Here is an 18,218-nt window from a genome sequence, read left to right on the forward strand (position 1 = left end):
TTTTGAGCGGAGAAGAGATGATCTTCCTCTAGGCCACGAACTTCTGGTAGCACTCCTCGCAGACGATCTTGCCTGCCGCCGTCCGCCCTCGGACCTCCATGAAGGCCTCGCCGCACTCCTGGCACTCGAGGGAGGGGTGGATTCGGGCCTTCGGCGGCGCGGGGATATCGACCTGTCGGACCACCAACAGATCCTCGTCGGGGGCGGTGAGGATGTAGTTTGTAGCCTCCTCCCGGAGCTTCAGGAACCTCTCCCTCTCCTCGGGGGTCATCTCCCCTGCGAAGAACCTCTTCATGGCGGTGGGATCGGTCCGGGGGAGGACGTTTTTGACGTAGATCCGAATCGCCTTATTGTGGTCTCGCGAGTAGAAGGTGTAGACGTGCTTTCCGTGGTCCTTGAAGATGAAGTTCCCCTTCCCGAAGGTGCAGCCGAGGAGAGACTGGATGGCGTCGACGCTGCATGAGCTGTTCTCGACGATCGCCACCAGCTCCTCGTCCTCGGACCTTTTGTAATGGTTCTTGACGTACCTGGCCACCCGGTAGCCTATGGCGATGCCAGGGCAGGTATGGCCGTGAAACTTGACCACTTCGTTGAAATCCTCTTCCATCTCGTCACCTTGTTCCGAATTTATCGGATCGGGTTATGATCTGATACTAAATAAACCGTATCGTTTCAAATTCTGATAAGCGTCCTTCCGAGGGCCTGGCGGAGCGGGGTGGGGGGGCTTCCGGGTCAGAGGACGGATTTATTCCCCAGGAGGAGGATTGCCGCCGGAATGGGCATGGAACTGACCAATCTGAGAAGGAGTTTGGGAGGCGCCGAGCCGCAAGTCGCCGGTCTTTTATCCGACGCTCCCATCACGGAGACTGCCGACCTTCCTGGTCTTCTGCTCGCGCCTCGATAATAACTACCACCCCATTCTATTTATTTTTTATGCAGGAGGCGTCCGGCAGAAGCTGTCCGGGCCGGAGGGGGTCAGGTCATCAGTTATTTTAAGCTTGAGGGGGAAGTCGCCTCCATGGAGTTTGCTTTGGAGATCGTCAAGGCCGATAAGTTCAGGCAGATCTACGCCGTGGGGGCGATGGGAGGCCACAGCCCCTACGACTTCAGGATGGCCTTCTACAACGACTCGCCGAAGGCCGTAGTCCAGGACGGAAAGCAGGTGAGCGTCATGGAGAGGAGGGTGGAGACGGAGCTGATCCTCTCTCCCCTCGCCGCAAAGGAGCTCGCCGACTGGCTGAATAACCACATAAAAGAGTACGAGCGGCAGTTCGGCGAGATAAAAAAGCCGGGGGGGAGGAAGGCCGGACCGGAAGAGTCCGCTCCCATCCAGGGCTACATGTGAGGCGGGTCTCATGAGATCAAAGGAGAAGATCCTCGTCCACAAGGGGATGGATCGGGTGAAGAGGAACGAGTTCGAGGAGGCCATCGGCTTCTTCGACCAGGTCCTGGAGATGAACCCCGAGAACGCCGACGCCTGGAACAACAAGGGCGTCGCCCTCTTCCAGCTGGGACGGCCAGAGGAGGCCCTCGCCGCCTACGACCGGGCCCACCAGGCCGACCCTGAAAGCCGCGAGCCCCTCAGGAACCGGGCCTTCGTCCTCCGGACGATGGGGCGGTTCGAGGAGGCCCTCGAAGTATACGAGGGGATCATCACCGAAGAGCCGGAGGCCTCCGACTTCCGGAACCTCGCCACCGTCCTGGTGGGGATGGGCCTCCTGGAGGAGGCCCTGGGAGCCCTGATGGAGGCGGCGAATATCGAGCCGTCGATCTCCATCGAGAGGGAGATCGAGGCCCTGAGGCGGGTGATGATGGAGGTGGCGATCCGGGCGGAGTTCGGCGGCGTCCTTCCGGGGGAGGGAGGCGGGGCGGAGCGGCCCGGCGAAGGATGATATAGGATCGGTGTTACATACAAATAAATCTCCGAAGAAAGGGGGGTTCTAGGTTGAAAGGTTTCGTCATGATCAACGCAGAGCCGGGGTCCGAGAAGGCGGTATACGACGCCCTCACCGCGATCCGGGGTGTCCGGGAGGTGGTCCCGGTCTACGGGGAGACGGACTTCATCGCCATAGCCGACGTGGAGGGGATCGCCGACCTGAATATGATAGTCCTCAAGGTCCGGGAGATCCACGGCGTCACCTCCACCGAGACGATCCTGGGGATGGAGCTGAAGTTTTAGCTCCCCCCGCAGGCGAGGCCGCCCTCAGGATCGGTCAGCGGGGGGGCTGGCCCGAGAGGAGAAAGCCTTCGGCGGCTGAGATCTCTTTTCCCTCCCCCGGTCCGTCCCCTAACCCGCTTCTTTTATCGTGGCCAGGAGCTCGCTTCCGCCCGCCCCATCTCTTGCGGCACCCCTGGGAAGGGCCCCTCGCCCCCCATACGATCCTGGGCATCCGGCCGGGATGGGCACGGCGAGGAATGGCGGAGGGCATCCGCCGAGCATATCGATGGGGATCGATAAGACTGGGACGATGATGGGAGGGGCGAGATCTTCGCGGGGGTGAAAAAACTCGGCGATTCTCCGTCTTTACATCGGATTCAGATGAAGGCTACATAAACATGAAATTTAAATATCGATGCCGGTATAGATGCTGACATAGCAGTATCGAATCTAAGGGGAGATGAGGTATATGAAGCGAAGCAGAGTTCCCAAATTGGTGCTGATCTTCGTCCTGCTTTCTTTGATGACAGCATCGATCTGCATTGCCGCCCCGGGCGGGCATCCGCCGGGGCAGAAACATAAGGATGGGACCCACCCGCCGGGATACCACCCGCCGTATTCCCACCCACCGGCGTACCACCCGCCAGCGTATAGCCAGCCGGTCTACTACTATTACACCAGGCCTTACGTAACCTCCTGGAATTACGTGGTCTCTTGGAGCTACTGGAGGCCGTGGGGTTACAGCTGGCCCTGGGGATCCTACTGGTACTGGTGATCTCTGAAGGGCCATCCCGGGGATCGGCAGGGACAAAACCCCTCTTCCGACGGGAGATTAAAGCTGGGGGTAGGGGGCTCGCCCCCGCCGCCCCATCCTTTTTATCGAAGGTCTTTACGCCACCGGCCCCGAAAGGAAGATAAATTCATATCTTTTGAACGCATCAACTCCTCGGGGAGGAACTTCCTCCTTTACTGGATCAGCATTATCCGAGGGATATAAAAGGGGATGCAGCGGGGATGAATAGGATCATATTCTCTATAGTCCTCATCATGGCTTTGATGGGGTGTGTCTCAGCCATCGGAGGAGATGGCGGCGTTGGGATGCGGCCGGGAGAGGCCGCGGCCGAAGAGCGGTTCGAGCGAGGTTTGGGAGGCCCGTGGGTGGGGGGCGATCCCTGGCCGAGGGGCGATCTGTCGACCGGGCAGTCATTCGGCCATAGCCATCCGAAGTTCTACTCGATCTTCAGGCCGGGGTTCCCCTTTTCGGGATACCACTACTGGGGCGGGGTTCACATCCGGCCCTTCCGGGTCTGCCACCCGTTCAGCGACTGCGACTGCCAGTTCTATTATCCTCGAAACTACTACTCAGGATGGGTATTCCAGGGTTAACTCCCTCGAAGGCGATCTATGATCGGACCGCCTCAAATTCTTTTTGCTTCTGGTGAGCCGAAACCGATATGACCGGAGAGGTCCCATCAGCCTCGGATAGCCCATGGCCAAGATCTCACCTCTGATGGATCAGTACTTCGGGATGAAGGAGGAGTGCGGCGACGCCCTCCTCCTCTTCCGGATGGGCGACTTCTACGAGACCTTCGGCCCCGACGCCGAGATAGCGGCCCGGGTCCTCAACATCACCCTCACCTCCCGGCAGAAGGACAAGGAGGGAAACCGGATCCCCCTCGCCGGGATCCCCCACCACGCCCTCGACGCCTACCTCCCCAAGCTCGTCGCCGCCGGCTACAAGGTCGCCATCTGCGAGCAGGTGGAGGACCCCAGGAAGGCGAAGGGGCTCGTCAAAAGGGAGATCATAAGGGTGATCACCCCCGGGACGATCCTTGAGCCCTCGATGCTGGAGGAGGGGTCGAACAACTACCTGGCATCGATCGTCGAGGACGACGGCAAGATCGGCCTCTCCCTCCTGGACGTCTCCACCGGGGAGTTCCTGGCGACGGAGCTTCTGGCCACCGGCGGAAAGCTCTCAACGGAGCTTGCGAAGTTTCGGCCCGCCGAGTGCCTCATCCCCCGGTCCGCCGAATCCCTCGTCGGCGATGGAGAGGGGATGATGGTGCAGAGGCTTGATGACGCCGACTTCGCCCTCGTCGGAGCAAGGGCCCGCCTCGCCGACCACTTCGGCGGAGAGAGGGTGGAGAGATGGGGCCTCCCGGCCCACCCCGCGGCGGCGAGGGCCTGCGGTGCCGTCCTCACCTACCTCCAGTCGGCCCGCCTCCCGGCCCTGGACCACATCGCAGAGGTGAGGCTCTACTCGCCGGAGGATTTCATGGTCCTCGACGAGACGACCTTGCGGAACCTGGAGATATTCAGGAACATCCGCGACCGTTCCAAACGGGGGACCCTCGTCGATTTTCTGGACGAGACCACCACCCCCGGAGGGTCGAGGACCCTCCGGAAGTGGCTTCAGATGCCCCTTTTATCCCATGAAGATATAGAGCGCCGCCTCGACGCCGTCGAGGAGCTGGTCGGCGACCCCCTCTTGAGGGCGGACCTCCGGGAGGCGCTGAGGGGTGGAGGCGACCTGGAGCGGGTCGTCGGCCGGACCTCCTGCGGCACCGCCTCCCCGAAGGACCTGAGAGCCCTCAAGGGGTCCATCGAGGGGCTCCCCCGGATCGTCGCTATCCTGACGGCGGCGAGGTCGGAGGAGCTCGTCCGCCTCCGGGAGAGGCTCGAGATCGGCCCCCTGGGGGAGGTGGCGGACCTGATCGGGAGGGCCATCGCCGACGACCCCCCCTCGGCGATCCGGGAGGGGGGGATCATCCGGGACGGTTACGACCCCGAGCTGGACGGCTTGCGGTCCCTCCTGCGGGAGGGGCGGGGCTGGATCGCCAGGATGGAGCGGCAGGAGCGGGACCGGACGGGGATAAAGTCCCTCCGGGTCGGGTACAACAACGTCTTCGGCTACTACATCGAGGTGACGAAGGCAAACCTCTCGGCGGTGCCACCGGAGTACATCAGAAAGCAGACCCTGGCGGGGGGGGAGCGGTTCATAACCCCCGAGCTGAAGGAGATGGAGTCCCGGGTCCTCTCCGCCCAGGAGAGGTCGGCGTCCCTGGAGGAGGAGATCTTCATCTCGGTGAGGAGGGAGGCGGCGGCAAAGTCCCGGGAGATCCTGGAGAGGGGCGAGGCTTTGGGCGAGTTGGACGTCCTCGTCACCCTGGCGGCCGTGGCCGCCGACGGGGAGTTCGTGAGGCCCCAGCTGAACGACCGGGGGGAGATCTCCATGAGGGCCTCCCGCCATCCGATCCTGGAGAGGGCGATGCGGGGGGGCTTCGTCGCCAACGACGTCGACCTCGACGGGAGATCCAACCGCGTCATCATCCTGACGGGCCCCAACATGGCCGGGAAGTCGACCTACATGCGGCAGATCGCCCTCGCCATCATCCTCGCCCAGATCGGGTCCTTCGTCCCCGCCGCCTTCGCTTCCATCTCTCCGGTCGACAGGATCTTCACCCGGGTCGGGGCCTACGACGACCTCTCGGCGGGGCAGAGCACCTTCATGATCGAGATGACGGAGCTGGCGAAGATCCTCAGCTCTGCCACCTCCAAGAGCCTCATCCTCCTCGACGAGATCGGTCGAGGGACGAGCACCTTCGACGGCCTCGCCATCGCCTGGTCCGTCACCGAGCACATCCACAACCGGGTCCGGGGAAAGGCGGTCTTCGCTACCCACTACCACCAGCTCACCCAGCTCGCGGGAGTCCTCCCCGGCGTCAAGAACTACAACATGGCCGTCAAGGAGGAGGGGGAGACCGTCCTCTTCCTCCGGACCGTCGTCCCCGGAGCCACCGATCGGAGCTACGGGATCCACGTCGCAAAGCTCGCCGGGGTCCCCGAGGCGGTGGTGGCCAGGGCCAAGGAGATCCTCCGGGAGATCGAGGGGGAGGCGGTGATCGAGCCCCTGGCCGGGGGCCCCCGCCGGCGAAGGGGCGGCCCCAAGTACACCCAGCTGATCTTCTTCCAGGAGCCCAAGCCTCGGGCCGAAGGGGAGGACGGACCGGGCTTCATGGGGGAGGGTCACGCCCCCACCGACGGGGGGGGGGTCGAGATCCTGAAGGAGATGAGGGATCTGGACGTCAACGGCCTCACACCCCTCGAGGCGATAAACAAGCTATCAGAGTACCAGAGGAGGCTCCTGGAGGATTCAGATGGCGAGAATTAAGCTCCTCGACCAGGACGCCATAAACAAGATCGCCGCCGGAGAGGTGATCGAGAGGCCCGCCTCCGTCGTCAAGGAGCTCGTCGAGAACTCCATCGACGCGGGGGCGACGAGGATCCTGGTGGAGGTGGAGGAGGGGGGGAAGGGGCTGATCCGGGTCACCGACGACGGCTGCGGGATGGACCGGGAGGACGCGGCTCTGGCTATCGAGAGGCACGCCACCAGCAAGATCTCGGGTCCGGGGGACCTGGAGCGGATAGCCAGCCTGGGGTTTCGGGGGGAGGCCCTCTCCAGCATTGCCAGCGTCGCTGAGGCCCTCGAGCTGGTGACGAAGGTGAGGTCCGGCGGGATCGACGCCGTCGGGACGAGGTTGAGGGTCGAGGGCGGCAGGGTCGTCGACCTCCGGGAGGTGGGGGCCCCCGCCGGGACGTCGATCGAGGTCCGGGGCCTCTTCAAGAACGTCCCCGCTCGGCGCAAGTACCTCAAGAGCGGGAGGGCGGAGCTGGCGAGGATCGTCGAGGTCGTCACCTCCTACGCCGTCATCCACCACCGGATCTCCTTCGAGCTCTTCAGCGGGGAGAAGAGGATCTTCAAGTCCGTCAGGTCCGAGAGCTGGAATGAGCCCCTCCTCCGGATCCTCGGGAGGGAGGTCGCAAGAAACCTCGTCCCCTTCGAGGCGGAGGCGAGGTCCGTCTCCATCTCCGGGGTCGCCGCCCGGGAGACGGCCACCCGGTCCAGCCCCGACTGGATCATCACCTACGTCAACGGCCGCCTCGTCCGATCGAGGGCCCTCTCTCGGGCGGTCGCCGAGGCCTACCGGACCCTGATACCGACGGGCCGCCACCCCATCGCCGTCGTCTCCCTCCGGATCGATCCCTCTCAGGTGGACGTCAACGTCCACCCCGCCAAGACCGAGGTGAGGTTTCTGAGGGAGGAGGAGGTGGCGGCATTGGTCACCGATGCCATCAGGGCCGCCCTGATGAAGGCAGGAGAGGGAGGGCCGCCACCCCAAAGGGCGCGGCCCACCGAGCCGACGGTCTTCGGGACGGGGAAGGCGGATGATGCGGTCGCCAGCTCCGGCGCCGCGGGGACGGTCGGCGGGTCCGATCCCGCCCGCGGCCTTCTATCGGATCTTCAGAGGACCCTCCCGCTATATTCAGGGGGGGGGAGGCTCGACCTGGAGCTCGCGGCGGAGCCCCTCCCCGGCGGCCTGAGGCTCCTCGGCCAGGCCCTCCAACTGTACATCGTGGCGGAGGGGCCCGAGGGGCTCGTCCTGGTGGACCAGCACGCCGCCGCAGAGAGGATCAGGTACGAGATCCTATCAAAGAAATACGCATCAGGAACCATCTCCCAGGAGCTGATCGAGCCCGTCACCCTGGAGCTCTCGCCGAAGGAGGCGGTCCTCCTGGAGGAGTGGGGCCCGACGCTGGCGGAGATGGGCTTCGACGTCCAGCCCTTCGGCAAGAACGCCTACACCGTCAGGTCCGTCCCCGCCATCGGCCGGAGGCTCGATAGCCCCGAGGCCGTCCACGACGTCCTCCGGGATCTCTTCGCCCTGGGGAGGGTGGGGACGGGGTCAACGGCGAAGGAGGAGATCCTGAAGCTTCTCGCCTGCCGGGGCTCGATAAAGGCCGGCGCCGAGATGGGCTGGAAGGAGATGCACGACCTCCTCCGGGACCTCTCCACCTGCGAGAGCCCCCGGACCTGCCCCCACGGCCGGCCGACGGCCGTCACCCTATCCCCGGTGGAGCTGGAGAAGATCTTCGGGAGGAGGTGATGGCGGCGGCGCCAGGTCTGGAACCCCCCGCCTACTAGCCTCCTGTCGCCGCCTCCATAGGATCCGGGCGGGGCGGACCCTACGCCCCCACCGGCCTCCTCATCAGGGCGACGGCGGGCTTGGAGCTCTCCTCTCCCGCCCGGTAGCCGCAAAGCTCCTGGAGGTCGGTGGCGATGGCGTGCATGATCCTGGCATTGGGGATCTCCATGGGGCAGAGCTCCTGGCATTGGCCGCAGTTTATGCAGCTGTCGGCGACGTGGGCGTACCTCGTCAGGTGGAACTCTAGCCCCGGCGGCACTAGCCCCGGAAATGAGGTCCGATAGGGTCCGGTGGTGTTGAAGAGGGCGGGGCAGACCTCGACGCAGGCGTAGCACTTGATGCAGCGGGCCGTCTCCTCGATCACCGCCCTCATCCGGTCCCGGCTCCCCTCCAGGGGGGCGAAGTCCCTCTCCCTCTCCTCTTCGGAGAGGCCGATGATCAGGTCCTCCCTCCTCTTCCGGGCCTTGATGCAGGGCCCCTCGGGGGAGGCGATGCCGATCGCCCCCGCCTCCAGGGCCCGGCGGAGGAGGTCTCTTCCCCGGTCGGTCGTGACCTCGACGAAGGTCGCCTCACCCACCAGCTCCTCCCGGACCCCCCAGTTGCCGCAGGCGAGGTCGGCGCCCCTGGGGACCTTCAGCTTACACCGCCTGCAGTTCTCCCTTCTCCCGAGGCCTGCCCCTTCGATCTCCCGGATGGGGAGGTCCTTATGCTCCCCCCGGACGGTGATGTGGAACCGTCCCTTGTGGATCGTCTCCTTGGTGACGGCGGAGGGCTCCTCTCCGAAGGCCTCGGAGATGATCCGCCTCATCATGGAGGGGGCGATGGAGCCGCCGCAGTTGAGGCCGAAAAGGAGGAGGTTATTCCTATCGACCTCTCCCCTCTTCGCCTGCTCGAAGATCCCCATCAGGTCGCACCCCTTGACGACGGCCCCCACCTTGAACCCTCTAGCCCCGTCGAGGTACTTTCCGAAGAGCTTCGAGAGGAGGAGGGTCCCCCCGTGGATCGATCCCGCCATCTCCTCCACCTCCTTCGGGTCGGCCGTCAGGTGCGGCCTCCCGTCGGTGAGGTCCGCACCCCTCTTCACCCCCAGGACCGCATCGACGATCCCCTCCTCCAGGGCGAACTTCAGGAGGGCGGTGACCGCCCCCCCGGACTCGCCCCTCCTGCGGACCCCGGGGTCTGTAGCCCAGACGTAGATCATAACGCCGATCGTATCACCCTCCCCGGGGATGCTGCCACCCCCTCAACTTATCGACCCTGGCGGCGCAGGCCTTGAACTCGGGGATCTTCGAGACGGGGTCGAGGGCGGCGTTCGTCAACCGGTTTGCGGGGCACTCCGCGAAGTGGAAGGGGACGAATATCACCCCTCTCTTGATCTCGGAGGTCACCCTCGCCGGAAGCTCGATCCTCCCCCGCCGGGACGAGACCCGGACGACCTCGCCGTCCCCGATCCCCATCTCCTCTGCGTCCTCCTCGTTCATCTCCACCCAGCCTGTCTCCACCTCGCCGCCGAGGCTCTTCGAGCGGCGGGTCATCGACCCGGCGTGCCAGTGCCAGAGGGACCTTCCCGTCGTCAGGATCAGAGGGTAATCCTCTGAAGGCACCTCCGCGGGAGGCCTCCACTCGACGGGGGTGAAGTGGCCGAGGCCGTCGGGGGTGGCGAACCTCTCGACGTGGAGGATCGGAGTCCCGGGATGGTGGGGGCCGGGGCAGGGCCACTGGAGGGCGTGGGGTTCCTCCAGGCGGCGGTAGCTGATCCCGGCGTAGGAGGGGGTCGCCCTCGCGACCTCCTCGAAGATATCCTCCGCCCTCCGGTAATCAAACATCTTCCCGTACCCCATCGCCCTCGCCAGGCGGGAGAGGATCTCCCAGTCCGGCATCGCCTCCCCCGGCGGATCTATCGCCTTCCTCAACCTCTGGACCCGCCGGTCGGTGTTGGTGAAGGTCCCATCTTTCTCGGCGAAGGAGGCGGCGGGGAGGACGACGTCCGCCAGCTCTGTTGTTTCCGTCATGAAGATCTCCTGGGATACCATGAACTCCACGTTATCGAGGGCCCTTCGGACCCGGTTCTGGTCCGCCTCCGAGATCATCGGGTTCTCCCCCATCAGGTAGAGGGCCTTCATCCTCCCGGGCCGATCCGCCAGGATCTCCATCATCTCCGTCGATGTGATCCCGGCCCTCGCCTCCCCCAGCTCCTCGACCCCCCATACCCTCTTCATCCTCCGCCTGCATCCGTCCTCTTCGACGCTCTGATACCCGCTGAAGACGTTCGGGAGCGCTCCCATGTCGCAGGCCCCCTGGACGTTGTTCTGCCCCCGGAGGGGGTTGACCCCGCTCCCGGGCCGCCCGATGTTTCCGGTGAGCATCATCAGGTTCGCCAGGGCGAGGACGTTCTCGACGCCGGAGGTGTGCTGGGTCACCCCCATCGAATAGAGGAGGGCGGCGGGCTTCAGCGTCGCTATCATCTCTGCCGCCGCCTCGATATCGCCTTCGGGGACCCCGGTGATCCTCGAGGTCCCCGGGAGGGTGGACTCCTCCTTCATCACCGTCTCCCTCAGGGTTTCGAAGCCCCGGGTCCTCTCCTCGATGAAGCCCCGGTCCTCCCAGCCCCCCTCTATTATCCGGCGGACGAGGCCGTTTATCAGCGCCACGTCCGTCCCCGGACGGATCGGGAGGTGGAGGTCCGCCTCCTTCGCCGTGGGGGTCAGCCTCGGGTCGGCAGAGATGACCTTCGCCCCCCTCCTCCTCGCCAGGACTAGCCTTCTTCCGATCAGGGGGTGCTGCTCAAAGGTGTTGCTCCCGATGACGAAGATGCACCTCGCCTCCTCCAGGTCGAGGATCGAGTTGGTCATGGCTCCGGAGCCGAAGGCCTTCGCCAGGGCGGAGACGGTGGAGGAGTGGCAGAGGCGGGCGCAGTGGTCTACGTTGTTCGTCTTCATCACCACCCGGGCGAACTTCTGGAAGAGGTAGTTCTCCTCGTTGGTCGCCTTCGCCGAGGCGAGGAAGAATACCTCCTCCGGCCGGTAGGATGAGAGCCTCCTGGCGATCAGCTGGAGGGCCTCGTCCCAGCTGGCGGGGACGAAGGAGCCCCCCCTCTTTATGAGGGGGGTCTTCAGCCGATCCTCGCTGTGGATGAACTGGTGTGCGTACCTCCCCTTCTGGCAGAGCTTCCCCTCGTTTATCGGGTGGGCCTGCCACGGCTCCACCCCCACCACCCTCTCATCCCGGACGGCGAGGAGAAGGCCGCAGCCGACGCCGCAGTAAGGGCAGGTGGTGGCGACGAACTTCATATCTGGAATCAAACTAGCCCTCCCTGGAATGGTCCTCCGGCGCTGTCTTCCTCTGAGATCCTACCAATCGTCAGATCTGCCCAATCTTTCTCGCGGTCTTTGGATATATTCTTGTATCCCCGGCCGGGATTCAAGGCTGGATGGAGGCCTCTAGGCTATGGAGCTTTTTTATCCCGCGGCGTCCACCACCCTCCATGGACCTGGAGGGTTTTGCCAAGAGGGGCCTATCGAGGGGCCACCCCGACCTCGAGGAGAGGCTGGCCGAGATGATCGTCGAGGTGAAGGGGGAGAGGATAACCAGGGCTCACGCGGAGAGGCTAGCCAAAGCCGTTCTGGAAGAGGCGAGGGCGACTTTGAGCCCCCGGGGCGACGTCTTCGACCTACCGGTGGCGGGGGTCACCATGGGGGAGTTCGGAGTCGGCTCCCGGGGGCTCGGCGACTTCTACGCCCACGAGAAGATCGCCGAGGTGATCGGGGAGACGGACGCCGTCGTCGACTCCCGGCAGCTGGACGACTCGGGGGCGGTCGAGGCCGGCGGCAGGTACATCGTCCTCACCGTCGACGGGATGCACTCCCGCCTCAGCGACTACCCCTTCCTCGCCGGCTTCCACGTCACCAGGGCCACCTTGCGGGACATATACGTCATGAGGGCCCGCCCCGTCGCCATGTTCTCAGACATTCATTTAGCCGACGACGGCGACCTCAGCCGCCTCTTCGACCACCTGGCGGGGATCGCCGCTGTCGGAGAGCTGACGGGGGTCCCCCTCATCACCGGCTCCACCTTGCGGATCGGGGGGGACATGGTGATCGGAGATCGGCTGACGGGGTGTGTCGGCGCGGTGGGGGTCTCCGACCGGCTCTCGCCGAGGAAGGACGCCGCCCCCGGGGACGTCATCCTCATGACGGAGGGGGCGGGCGGGGGGACGGTCTGCGCCGCAGCCCTCTACTACGGCCGCCATGAGGTCGTCGATGAGACGATGAACATAAAGTTCCTGGAGGCGGCTTCCGCCCTCCTGGAGCAGGAGGTGGAGATCCACGCCATGACCGACGTCACCAATGGTGGGATCAGGGGAGACGCGAAAGAGATATCGAAGACCGCTGGGGTGAAGCTGATCTTCCAGGAGGAGAGGATGGCCCGGCTCGTCAACCGGCGGGTCCTGGAGATGCTGGAGGATCTGGAGATCGACTACCTCGGGGTCTCGATAGACGCCCTCCTCATCATCGCCCCCCCCTCCTCCGCCGGAGAGATCGTCCGGGCTGTGAGGGGCGCAGGCGTCGAGATCGACGCCATCGGCCGGGTCGAGGAGGGCCGGGGGGTGGAACTCCACGTCGACGGCGAGGTGATGGACTTCGAGCCCCGGTTCCGGGAGTCGGCCTACACCCCCATAAAGAGGGCGGTGGACGAGGGGCCTGCCCGGGAGTTCCTCGAGATGAGGGAGAAGGTCGACCGGGCCGCCGAGAGGGCGATAGCGAAGAAGAGGCGGTTCGTCGAGAGGATCGGGGGCGGTGGTCGGGCGGCTTGAGCCACCTCGACGACCGCCCCCTGGGACGACTGTCCATTCGAACCGAGAGCGGCTGGCCAGGGAAATCCCTATAAGCAATGGCAGCATATAAACTATAAACTAGGACGGCAAATAAATCGGGGCGCTAAGATCTGCGGAGGCGCGACTTAGCCCCCCGGGTTTCAGGGTGGTTTATTGGTTCTGATTGAGGATCCCATATATCGCGCATACTTGCGAAAGCTCGTGGGGGAGGAGGGGCTCCAGATCGTCGACTGCATGCCGGCGGAGGAGGTCACCGATGAATATGTGGCGGAGATCACGGGGATCAGCCTGAATACAGTCCGCAGGACCCTCTACCTCCTCTACGAGCACCGCCTGGCGAAGTACAGGCGGGAGAGGGATCCCGAAAGCGGCTGGCTCACCTACCTATGGACTTTATGCTCCGATAACCTCGATCGAGCCCTGGAGTCGGAGGCGAGAAAGCTTTTGAGGAAGCTCGAGGAGCGGCTCGCCTATGAGAAGGAGAACATATTTTACGCATGCGTTGGCGGGTGCGCCCGTTTCGTCTTCGACGAGGCGAGCGAGAACAACTTCATCTGCCCCTTCTGCGGCGCGGGGCTCGAGTACATGGAGAACGATCGGATCGTGACGACCCTGGAGAAGAGGATGGGGGAGCTCTCCGCCGTCCTGTGACCTCGTAAGCCGTCTTCTAGAGCGCCTCGGGGTCGTTTCTCATCACCGCCGTCCACCACCAGCGGGACATGTCGGCGAGGTCCCGGCTGAACATCCCGGAGAGCCTGTACTCCCCCGATCGGACGGCGATCAGCCCCGCCCCCAGGAGCTTGTTTCTCATGAAGTAGAAGGCGGACCGGGATACGCCGAGGTCTTCCATCATCCTCTTCCAGTCCCTGGTCTTGAGGGGTTCGCCCTTCCTCTGCCCCTCCTCCACCATGTTCAGAAAATCCCTGCCTCGGCGGGCCGTCCTCTCGTCCTGAAATAGGCGTAGCATCAGCTCAAGGTAAGGATCTTTCGACCGGCTGATCCAGTACTCCGACTTGGATCTGATCTTCAGGGTGGTTGCGGTTCTCGGAGCGTTCTTGACGTGGGTCATGAATCGCTGGGAGCCGGGAGGGTGGCATTGAGGACGGATCTGACCAGGTCAGCGTACTCCTCTTTCAGGACGTAAACCGTTGGCAGCCGGTAGGATTTCTTATGTGCGCTGAGGATTCCCAGCTTTGAGCAGATATAACCCAACAGCGACGCCACTACCTTGCGTGAGGTCTCGAACTGCTCTTTGACCGCCTTGTATAGAGAGCTTACTGTGATTTCGCCCGCTTCCAGGATCACTCCCAGAACGAAACGCCTTCTCCCATCCGTGTCCAGGTCCAGGAACTGGACAAGACGGCTGGCGATCTCAGATTGCATCGAACTCATATAACATCACCACCGTCCGAGTACATCCGGACAGCGCATTGAGGCCAGGCAATATATATCTTGCCGTGACGGAGCCGCCCTTCGGCCCCCCGGAGGATCGCGGCGGAGGAGCCCCGATCCGGGGACGGTCCGGGGCGAGACCGAACTCTGCCCCAACTATAAATAACCATACAATATCATAATATATAAGCTATTGGTCTCCTGGAACAATTTGGAGCTCTGGAGATCCCCCTTCGGGGAGATCTTCGGATGAATGGGCCAAATAATATCGCAACAGCTCAGGGATGGGACGAGGATGATGAGTGGGGGTCGGGACGGTTGAGACCATCGGTGGAGGGATCCGGGTTCGAGGAGGAGTTCTCCGATCTGATCGAGCTGAACGGCTACAAAGTCGCCAAGGCGGCGAGGTCCGAGGACGGCGGGTCGGAGCTCTTCGCTTCCAGGACCGACGAGGTGGGCCACCAGGTGACTTACGTCATCCACCTCAAGCCTTCCGGCGCGGCCGTCGACGAGGCGGCGGTCGAGAGGGCGGCCAGGGCCAGGGATAGGCACCCCGGAAGCATCTCCGTCGTGGTATCTCCCTCCTCGGAGTTCGCGAGGTCGGTGGTGGACCTCGCCGACCGGCGGGGGGTGAGGCTCTGGGGCGAGGAGGAGATCCGCCGGCTCCGCAGGAACGTCGCCGATAAGCGGGGGCTCCGACGGAGTGATGCCGCCGACGGCTCCGATCTGCGGGGCCGGAGGAGGAGTCGATCCCGGGCGAAGGTCGCGCTCCTCCTTGGGGTCCTCGCCGCCGCCCTCCTCTACGTGAACTTCTTCGGGACTGGAGCCGACCCCCTCCGGACTGCCCTCATCGATCTCGGAGATCGGGTGGAGGAGATCTGGAGGGTCGGGGCCCCTCCCCTCCGGGAAGGGCTCGGCCACTTCCGCGACCGTATCCAGGATCTCCTCCGGGGATGAGATGAGGAGGGGATGAGATAAGGCTTAACAACGTGGCCGGCGAGAGGTCTGGAGAGGGCCGAGATCAGAGTCTCCTCATCGTCGGCTCCGGGGGCGAGGGCTTGTTGGATCCTGACTACTGGTACAAGAGGGGGGCCGCCCACTATGGCTCTGGCCTCTTCGAAGAGGCGGCAGATAGTCTCGCGAGGGCGATAGAGGCCGACCCCATCTTCTTCGAGGCCCGCTACCTCCTCGGGGAGGCCCTTCGGAAGAAGGGCCGCTATCAGGCGGCGGTCGAATCTTACGATGCTGCCCTGGATTTGAAGCCGGACCACCCCCGGAGCTGGAGAGGGAGGGCGGTGGCCTTGAACGAGCTCGACCGGCACGAGGAGGCCCTGGAGTCGGCGGATAGGGCCCTTGGTCTCGACCCCAGAGATGCCCGATGCTGGATCGTCAAGGGATACGCCTTTCACGCTCTTGGAAGGTTCTCCGAGGCGGCCGAATCCTACGATAGGGCCCTCGAGATCGAACCCCTGGGGCCGAGGGCTGGCCGGGCGTGGAACAACAAGGGCGCAGCCCTCGACAATCTCGGCCGCCACGAGGAGGCCCTGGAATGCTACGACGAGTCGATCCTCATCGACCCCTTCGACTTCTACACCTGGAACAACAAGGGGGTCTCTCTCATCGCCCTCAAACGGCCCGAAGAGGCGGTGGAGTGCTTCGGGAAGGCGGTGGAGCTCTTCCCGGGGTACACCACCGCCTGGCGGAACAGGGCCCTCGCCCTGAAGTCCTTGGGGAGGGAAGGGGAGGCGGAGGAGGCCCTCGATAGGGCCCGGGACCTGGAGGCCCGTTAGAAGATCGCCCTCCACCGCCGTCTACTGGAGGAACTCCGAGATCTCCCAGAGGCCGTAAGGATCGCAGCCCCCCGACCCCAGGAGCCAGTTCTTCTCCTCTTCCTTCTGGTCGGAGGTGGTCACCTCCGACGGCTCCACCGCCGGGACGGGCCCCGCCGGGCTCGCCTGGACGAAGGCCCACTCTTCGCCGCCGTCGGGGTACCTGGACCAGCTGTTGTTGTCGTCCTCCCCATCATCGAGGGCCGGGGTTCTATCCACCTCCATCCCCGCGCCGTCTCTGAGGGTCACGAGCTCGTCATCGTTTCTGAGCCAGTACCCGTCGGCCTTCACCAACAGAAAACCCCCACCAACGAGGACCGTCCCGGGGGATATGCCGACGACGGACCCCCCCGCCGCCGTCAGGGTCCAGCCCCCTATGGCGGCCTCCTCAAACCCGTCGTTGTAGAGCTCCACCCACTCTCCTCCCTCGTCGCTCCCGGGGGGGTTCGCCTCCACCTCGTTTATCACGACCCTGACCCCTCCCCCGGCGGCGTCCGCCTCGCCGCTCTGCCACCATCCTCTCGGATCGAACTCGTCGGCTTCAAGGTCGCAGACCTCGGCGAGCCCCGCCTCCACCAGGAGCCTGTTGAGGGGGTGGCTGAGGTTCAGCCCTCCGGCGGGGTCGGAGAGGTAAACGACGGCGAGGAGCCTCCCCTGGGGGTCCCGGCCGCCTTCGGTCCGGTCGTCGATGTCCAGAGAGACCGTCCTGTTCTTGAGGAGGGATTCGGCAAACGTCCTCGCCACCTCCCACCCCTCCGATCCGTTGGGAGGGAGGGCCACGTCCGCGACTCTCACCGTCACCACCCCAGAACCCGTCCGGGGGTCTCCCCCGTCGATGGCCACCTCGAGGACGTCCCCGGCTATGACGGCGATCACCGTCCCGTTCGCCTCGTCAGGGGCTGCCGAGGCGATAGCCGCCGCCAGGGTCAGCATCATAATCATGGCAAACTTCGTCGTGATTCTCATGGTCCGCGCCTCCTCAGGGATCTGTCGGCGAAGATTATCAGCCTGTTGAGGGGCGACGAGAGCGGCTCTCGATGGAGCGCCCTGCCCTTACCCCCCAGGTTCGATAGGATCCCTGCCGCCAATATCGCAGCGATCACCGTGACGGTCCTCCAGCCCGAAAGCTTCTCGTTCTCCGTCTCCCCCCCGGATCCTCCGCCCTCCGAGGGGAGTGGGAACCTCTTCTCCGTCTCGACGTACATCCTCTCTCTGGAAAGGGCGAAGGCCTCTTCCGTCTCCTCATTGAGGGTGGGGACGAGGAGACCCCGGTTGTACCAGGCGTACTCGTGGAGCGGATCGAGAGCTATCGCCCAGCTGTAGCTATCCTGGGCCTCCTGATATCTGCCGAGCTGGTGGAGGGCCGACCCCCGGTTGTTCCATAGGTCGGGATCCTCGGGGTCGATCTCGATCGCCCGGTCGTAGCAGGCCAGGGCCTCCTCGGGACGGCCGAGCTGGAGGAGGATCGCCCCCTTGCTGTTCCAGGCGTCGGCGTCCTCCGGGTCCATCGCCAGGGCCGTATCCGTCGAAGCCAGGGCCTCCTCAAGCCGCCCGAGACGGGCGAGGACCGTCCCCCTCCCGTTCCAGGCGTCGGGGTCCTTCGAGTCGAACTCCGCCGCCCGGTTATAGCTCTCCAGCGCCTCTTCGTACCTGCCGAGGCTGGAGAGGGCGGAGCCGGTGCCGAGCCAGAGGTCGGGGTCGAAGGGCTCGATCTTCGCCCCCCGCTGGTAGCATTCCAGCGCCTCTTCGTACCTGCCGAGGCTGGAGAGGGCGAGCCCCCTGTTGTACCAGATGTCGGGGTTGTAGGCGTCCAGGGCCGTAGCCCGGTCGTAGCTCGCAACCGCCTCTTGGTACTCCCCCCTCCTGGCCTGGGCGTTCCCCATATCCGACCAATCCTTGGCGGAGAGGTCCTCGCCCACCGCCCCCAGAACCAGGAAGAGGACGAGGAATAAGATGATGGATGCTATCCGGCATCCAACCTTGAACCCCTCTGGGACGGCGACCGTTTCGGGCTCCATATA

At 64.5% G+C, this 18,218-nt stretch carries 18 protein-coding genes; 11 read left to right on the forward strand and 7 right to left on the reverse strand.

All coding sequences use genetic code 11. From position 1 onward, the window contains the following. Positions 1–28: 28 nt before the first annotated feature. The gene (locus tag MHAR_RS01620; protein WP_014585890.1) at positions 29–607 is read right to left on the reverse strand and encodes an FmdE family protein; all 579 of its coding nucleotides are present in this window, start codon (positions 605–607) and stop codon (positions 29–31) included. Between the two features lie 411 nt (positions 608–1,018). Between MHAR_RS01620 and MHAR_RS01625 the strand changes: the two genes are divergently transcribed. From MHAR_RS01625 to mutL, 7 genes are all read left to right on the forward strand, one after another. Continuing rightward, a complete protein-coding gene (locus MHAR_RS01625; RefSeq protein ID WP_014585891.1) occupies positions 1,019–1,345 on the forward strand; it encodes a DUF3467 domain-containing protein in 327 nt (108 codons plus the stop codon). A 10-nt stretch (positions 1,346–1,355) separates the two neighbouring features. Then, positions 1,356–1,892: a tetratricopeptide repeat protein gene (locus MHAR_RS01630; RefSeq protein ID WP_014585892.1), complete on the forward strand. Its 537-nt coding sequence runs from the start codon at positions 1,356–1,358 to the stop codon at positions 1,890–1,892. A gap of 53 nt (positions 1,893–1,945) precedes the next feature. After that, a complete protein-coding gene (locus MHAR_RS01635) occupies positions 1,946–2,179 on the forward strand; it encodes an Lrp/AsnC ligand binding domain-containing protein (RefSeq protein WP_187287837.1) in 234 nt (77 codons plus the stop codon). Between the two features lie 475 nt (positions 2,180–2,654). After that, entirely contained in the window at positions 2,655–2,933 is a 279-nt protein-coding gene (locus MHAR_RS13885; RefSeq protein ID WP_143763226.1) for a hypothetical protein, read from the forward strand. 239 nt (positions 2,934–3,172) lie between these two features. Next, positions 3,173–3,544 (forward strand): hypothetical protein, encoded by a 372-nt coding sequence (locus MHAR_RS01640; protein WP_048144239.1) that lies wholly within the window; start codon positions 3,173–3,175, stop codon positions 3,542–3,544. Positions 3,545–3,647: 103 nt separating this feature from the next. Further along, a complete protein-coding gene (gene mutS, locus MHAR_RS01645) occupies positions 3,648–6,329 on the forward strand; it encodes a DNA mismatch repair protein MutS (RefSeq protein WP_014585894.1) in 2,682 nt (893 codons plus the stop codon). After that, complete coding sequence (gene mutL, locus MHAR_RS01650; protein ID WP_014585895.1) at positions 6,316–8,103, forward strand: DNA mismatch repair endonuclease MutL; 1,788 nt, start codon at positions 6,316–6,318, stop codon at positions 8,101–8,103. Before mutS ends, mutL begins: the two co-directional genes overlap by 14 nt. A 79-nt stretch (positions 8,104–8,182) precedes the next feature. On the opposite strand, the gene MHAR_RS01655 is transcribed toward mutL, so the two are convergent. Together MHAR_RS01655 and fdhF are read right to left on the reverse strand one after the other, a co-directional pair. Then, positions 8,183–9,343: a Coenzyme F420 hydrogenase/dehydrogenase, beta subunit C-terminal domain gene (locus MHAR_RS01655; protein WP_014585896.1), complete on the reverse strand. Its 1,161-nt coding sequence runs from the start codon at positions 9,341–9,343 to the stop codon at positions 8,183–8,185. 13 nt (positions 9,344–9,356) lie between these two features. Further along, positions 9,357–11,432, reverse strand: coding sequence for a formate dehydrogenase subunit alpha (gene fdhF, locus MHAR_RS01660; protein ID WP_048144240.1), 2,076 nt, complete (start codon positions 11,430–11,432; stop codon positions 9,357–9,359). Positions 11,433–11,626: 194 nt separating this feature from the next. Here fdhF and MHAR_RS01665 point away from each other — a divergent pair, with 194 nt between their 5' ends. Both MHAR_RS01665 and MHAR_RS01670 read left to right on the forward strand, forming a co-directional pair. Beyond that, positions 11,627–12,955: an AIR synthase-related protein gene (locus tag MHAR_RS01665; protein WP_014585898.1), complete on the forward strand. Its 1,329-nt coding sequence runs from the start codon at positions 11,627–11,629 to the stop codon at positions 12,953–12,955. Positions 12,956–13,165: 210 nt separating this feature from the next. Then, on the forward strand, positions 13,166–13,627 hold the full coding sequence (locus MHAR_RS01670; protein ID WP_228369590.1) for a transcription factor: 462 nt from the start codon (positions 13,166–13,168) through the stop codon (positions 13,625–13,627). A gap of 16 nt (positions 13,628–13,643) precedes the next feature. On the opposite strand, the gene MHAR_RS01675 is transcribed toward MHAR_RS01670, so the two are convergent. Further along, a complete protein-coding gene (locus tag MHAR_RS01675) occupies positions 13,644–14,045 on the reverse strand; it encodes a hypothetical protein (protein ID WP_014585900.1) in 402 nt (133 codons plus the stop codon). Further along, the gene (locus MHAR_RS01680) at positions 14,042–14,368 is read right to left on the reverse strand and encodes a DUF2551 domain-containing protein (protein WP_014585901.1); all 327 of its coding nucleotides are present in this window, start codon (positions 14,366–14,368) and stop codon (positions 14,042–14,044) included. The genes MHAR_RS01675 and MHAR_RS01680 overlap by 4 nt, the downstream gene beginning before the upstream one ends. A 318-nt stretch (positions 14,369–14,686) precedes the next feature. Between MHAR_RS01680 and MHAR_RS01685 the strand changes: the two genes are divergently transcribed. Both MHAR_RS01685 and MHAR_RS01690 read left to right on the forward strand, forming a co-directional pair. Then, positions 14,687–15,325: a restriction endonuclease gene (locus MHAR_RS01685; RefSeq protein WP_187287838.1), complete on the forward strand. Its 639-nt coding sequence runs from the start codon at positions 14,687–14,689 to the stop codon at positions 15,323–15,325. A 101-nt stretch (positions 15,326–15,426) separates the two neighbouring features. Continuing rightward, positions 15,427–16,158 carry a tetratricopeptide repeat protein gene (locus MHAR_RS01690; protein WP_187287839.1) on the forward strand — a complete coding sequence of 244 codons (732 nt, stop codon included), beginning with the start codon at positions 15,427–15,429 and terminating at the stop codon, positions 16,156–16,158. A 21-nt stretch (positions 16,159–16,179) separates the two neighbouring features. On the opposite strand, the gene MHAR_RS01695 is transcribed toward MHAR_RS01690, so the two are convergent. Both MHAR_RS01695 and MHAR_RS12340 read right to left on the reverse strand, forming a co-directional pair. Next, the gene (locus MHAR_RS01695; protein WP_014585904.1) at positions 16,180–17,163 is read right to left on the reverse strand and encodes a lamin tail domain-containing protein; all 984 of its coding nucleotides are present in this window, start codon (positions 17,161–17,163) and stop codon (positions 16,180–16,182) included. Continuing rightward, entirely contained in the window at positions 17,160–18,215 is a 1,056-nt protein-coding gene (locus tag MHAR_RS12340) for a tetratricopeptide repeat protein (protein WP_014585905.1), read from the reverse strand. Before MHAR_RS12340 ends, MHAR_RS01695 begins: the two co-directional genes overlap by 4 nt. Positions 18,216–18,218 lie beyond the last annotated feature (3 nt).

Source organism: Methanothrix harundinacea 6Ac, assembly GCF_000235565.1.
Taxonomy (GTDB): Archaea; Halobacteriota; Methanosarcinia; order Methanotrichales; family Methanotrichaceae; genus Methanocrinis; species Methanocrinis harundinaceus.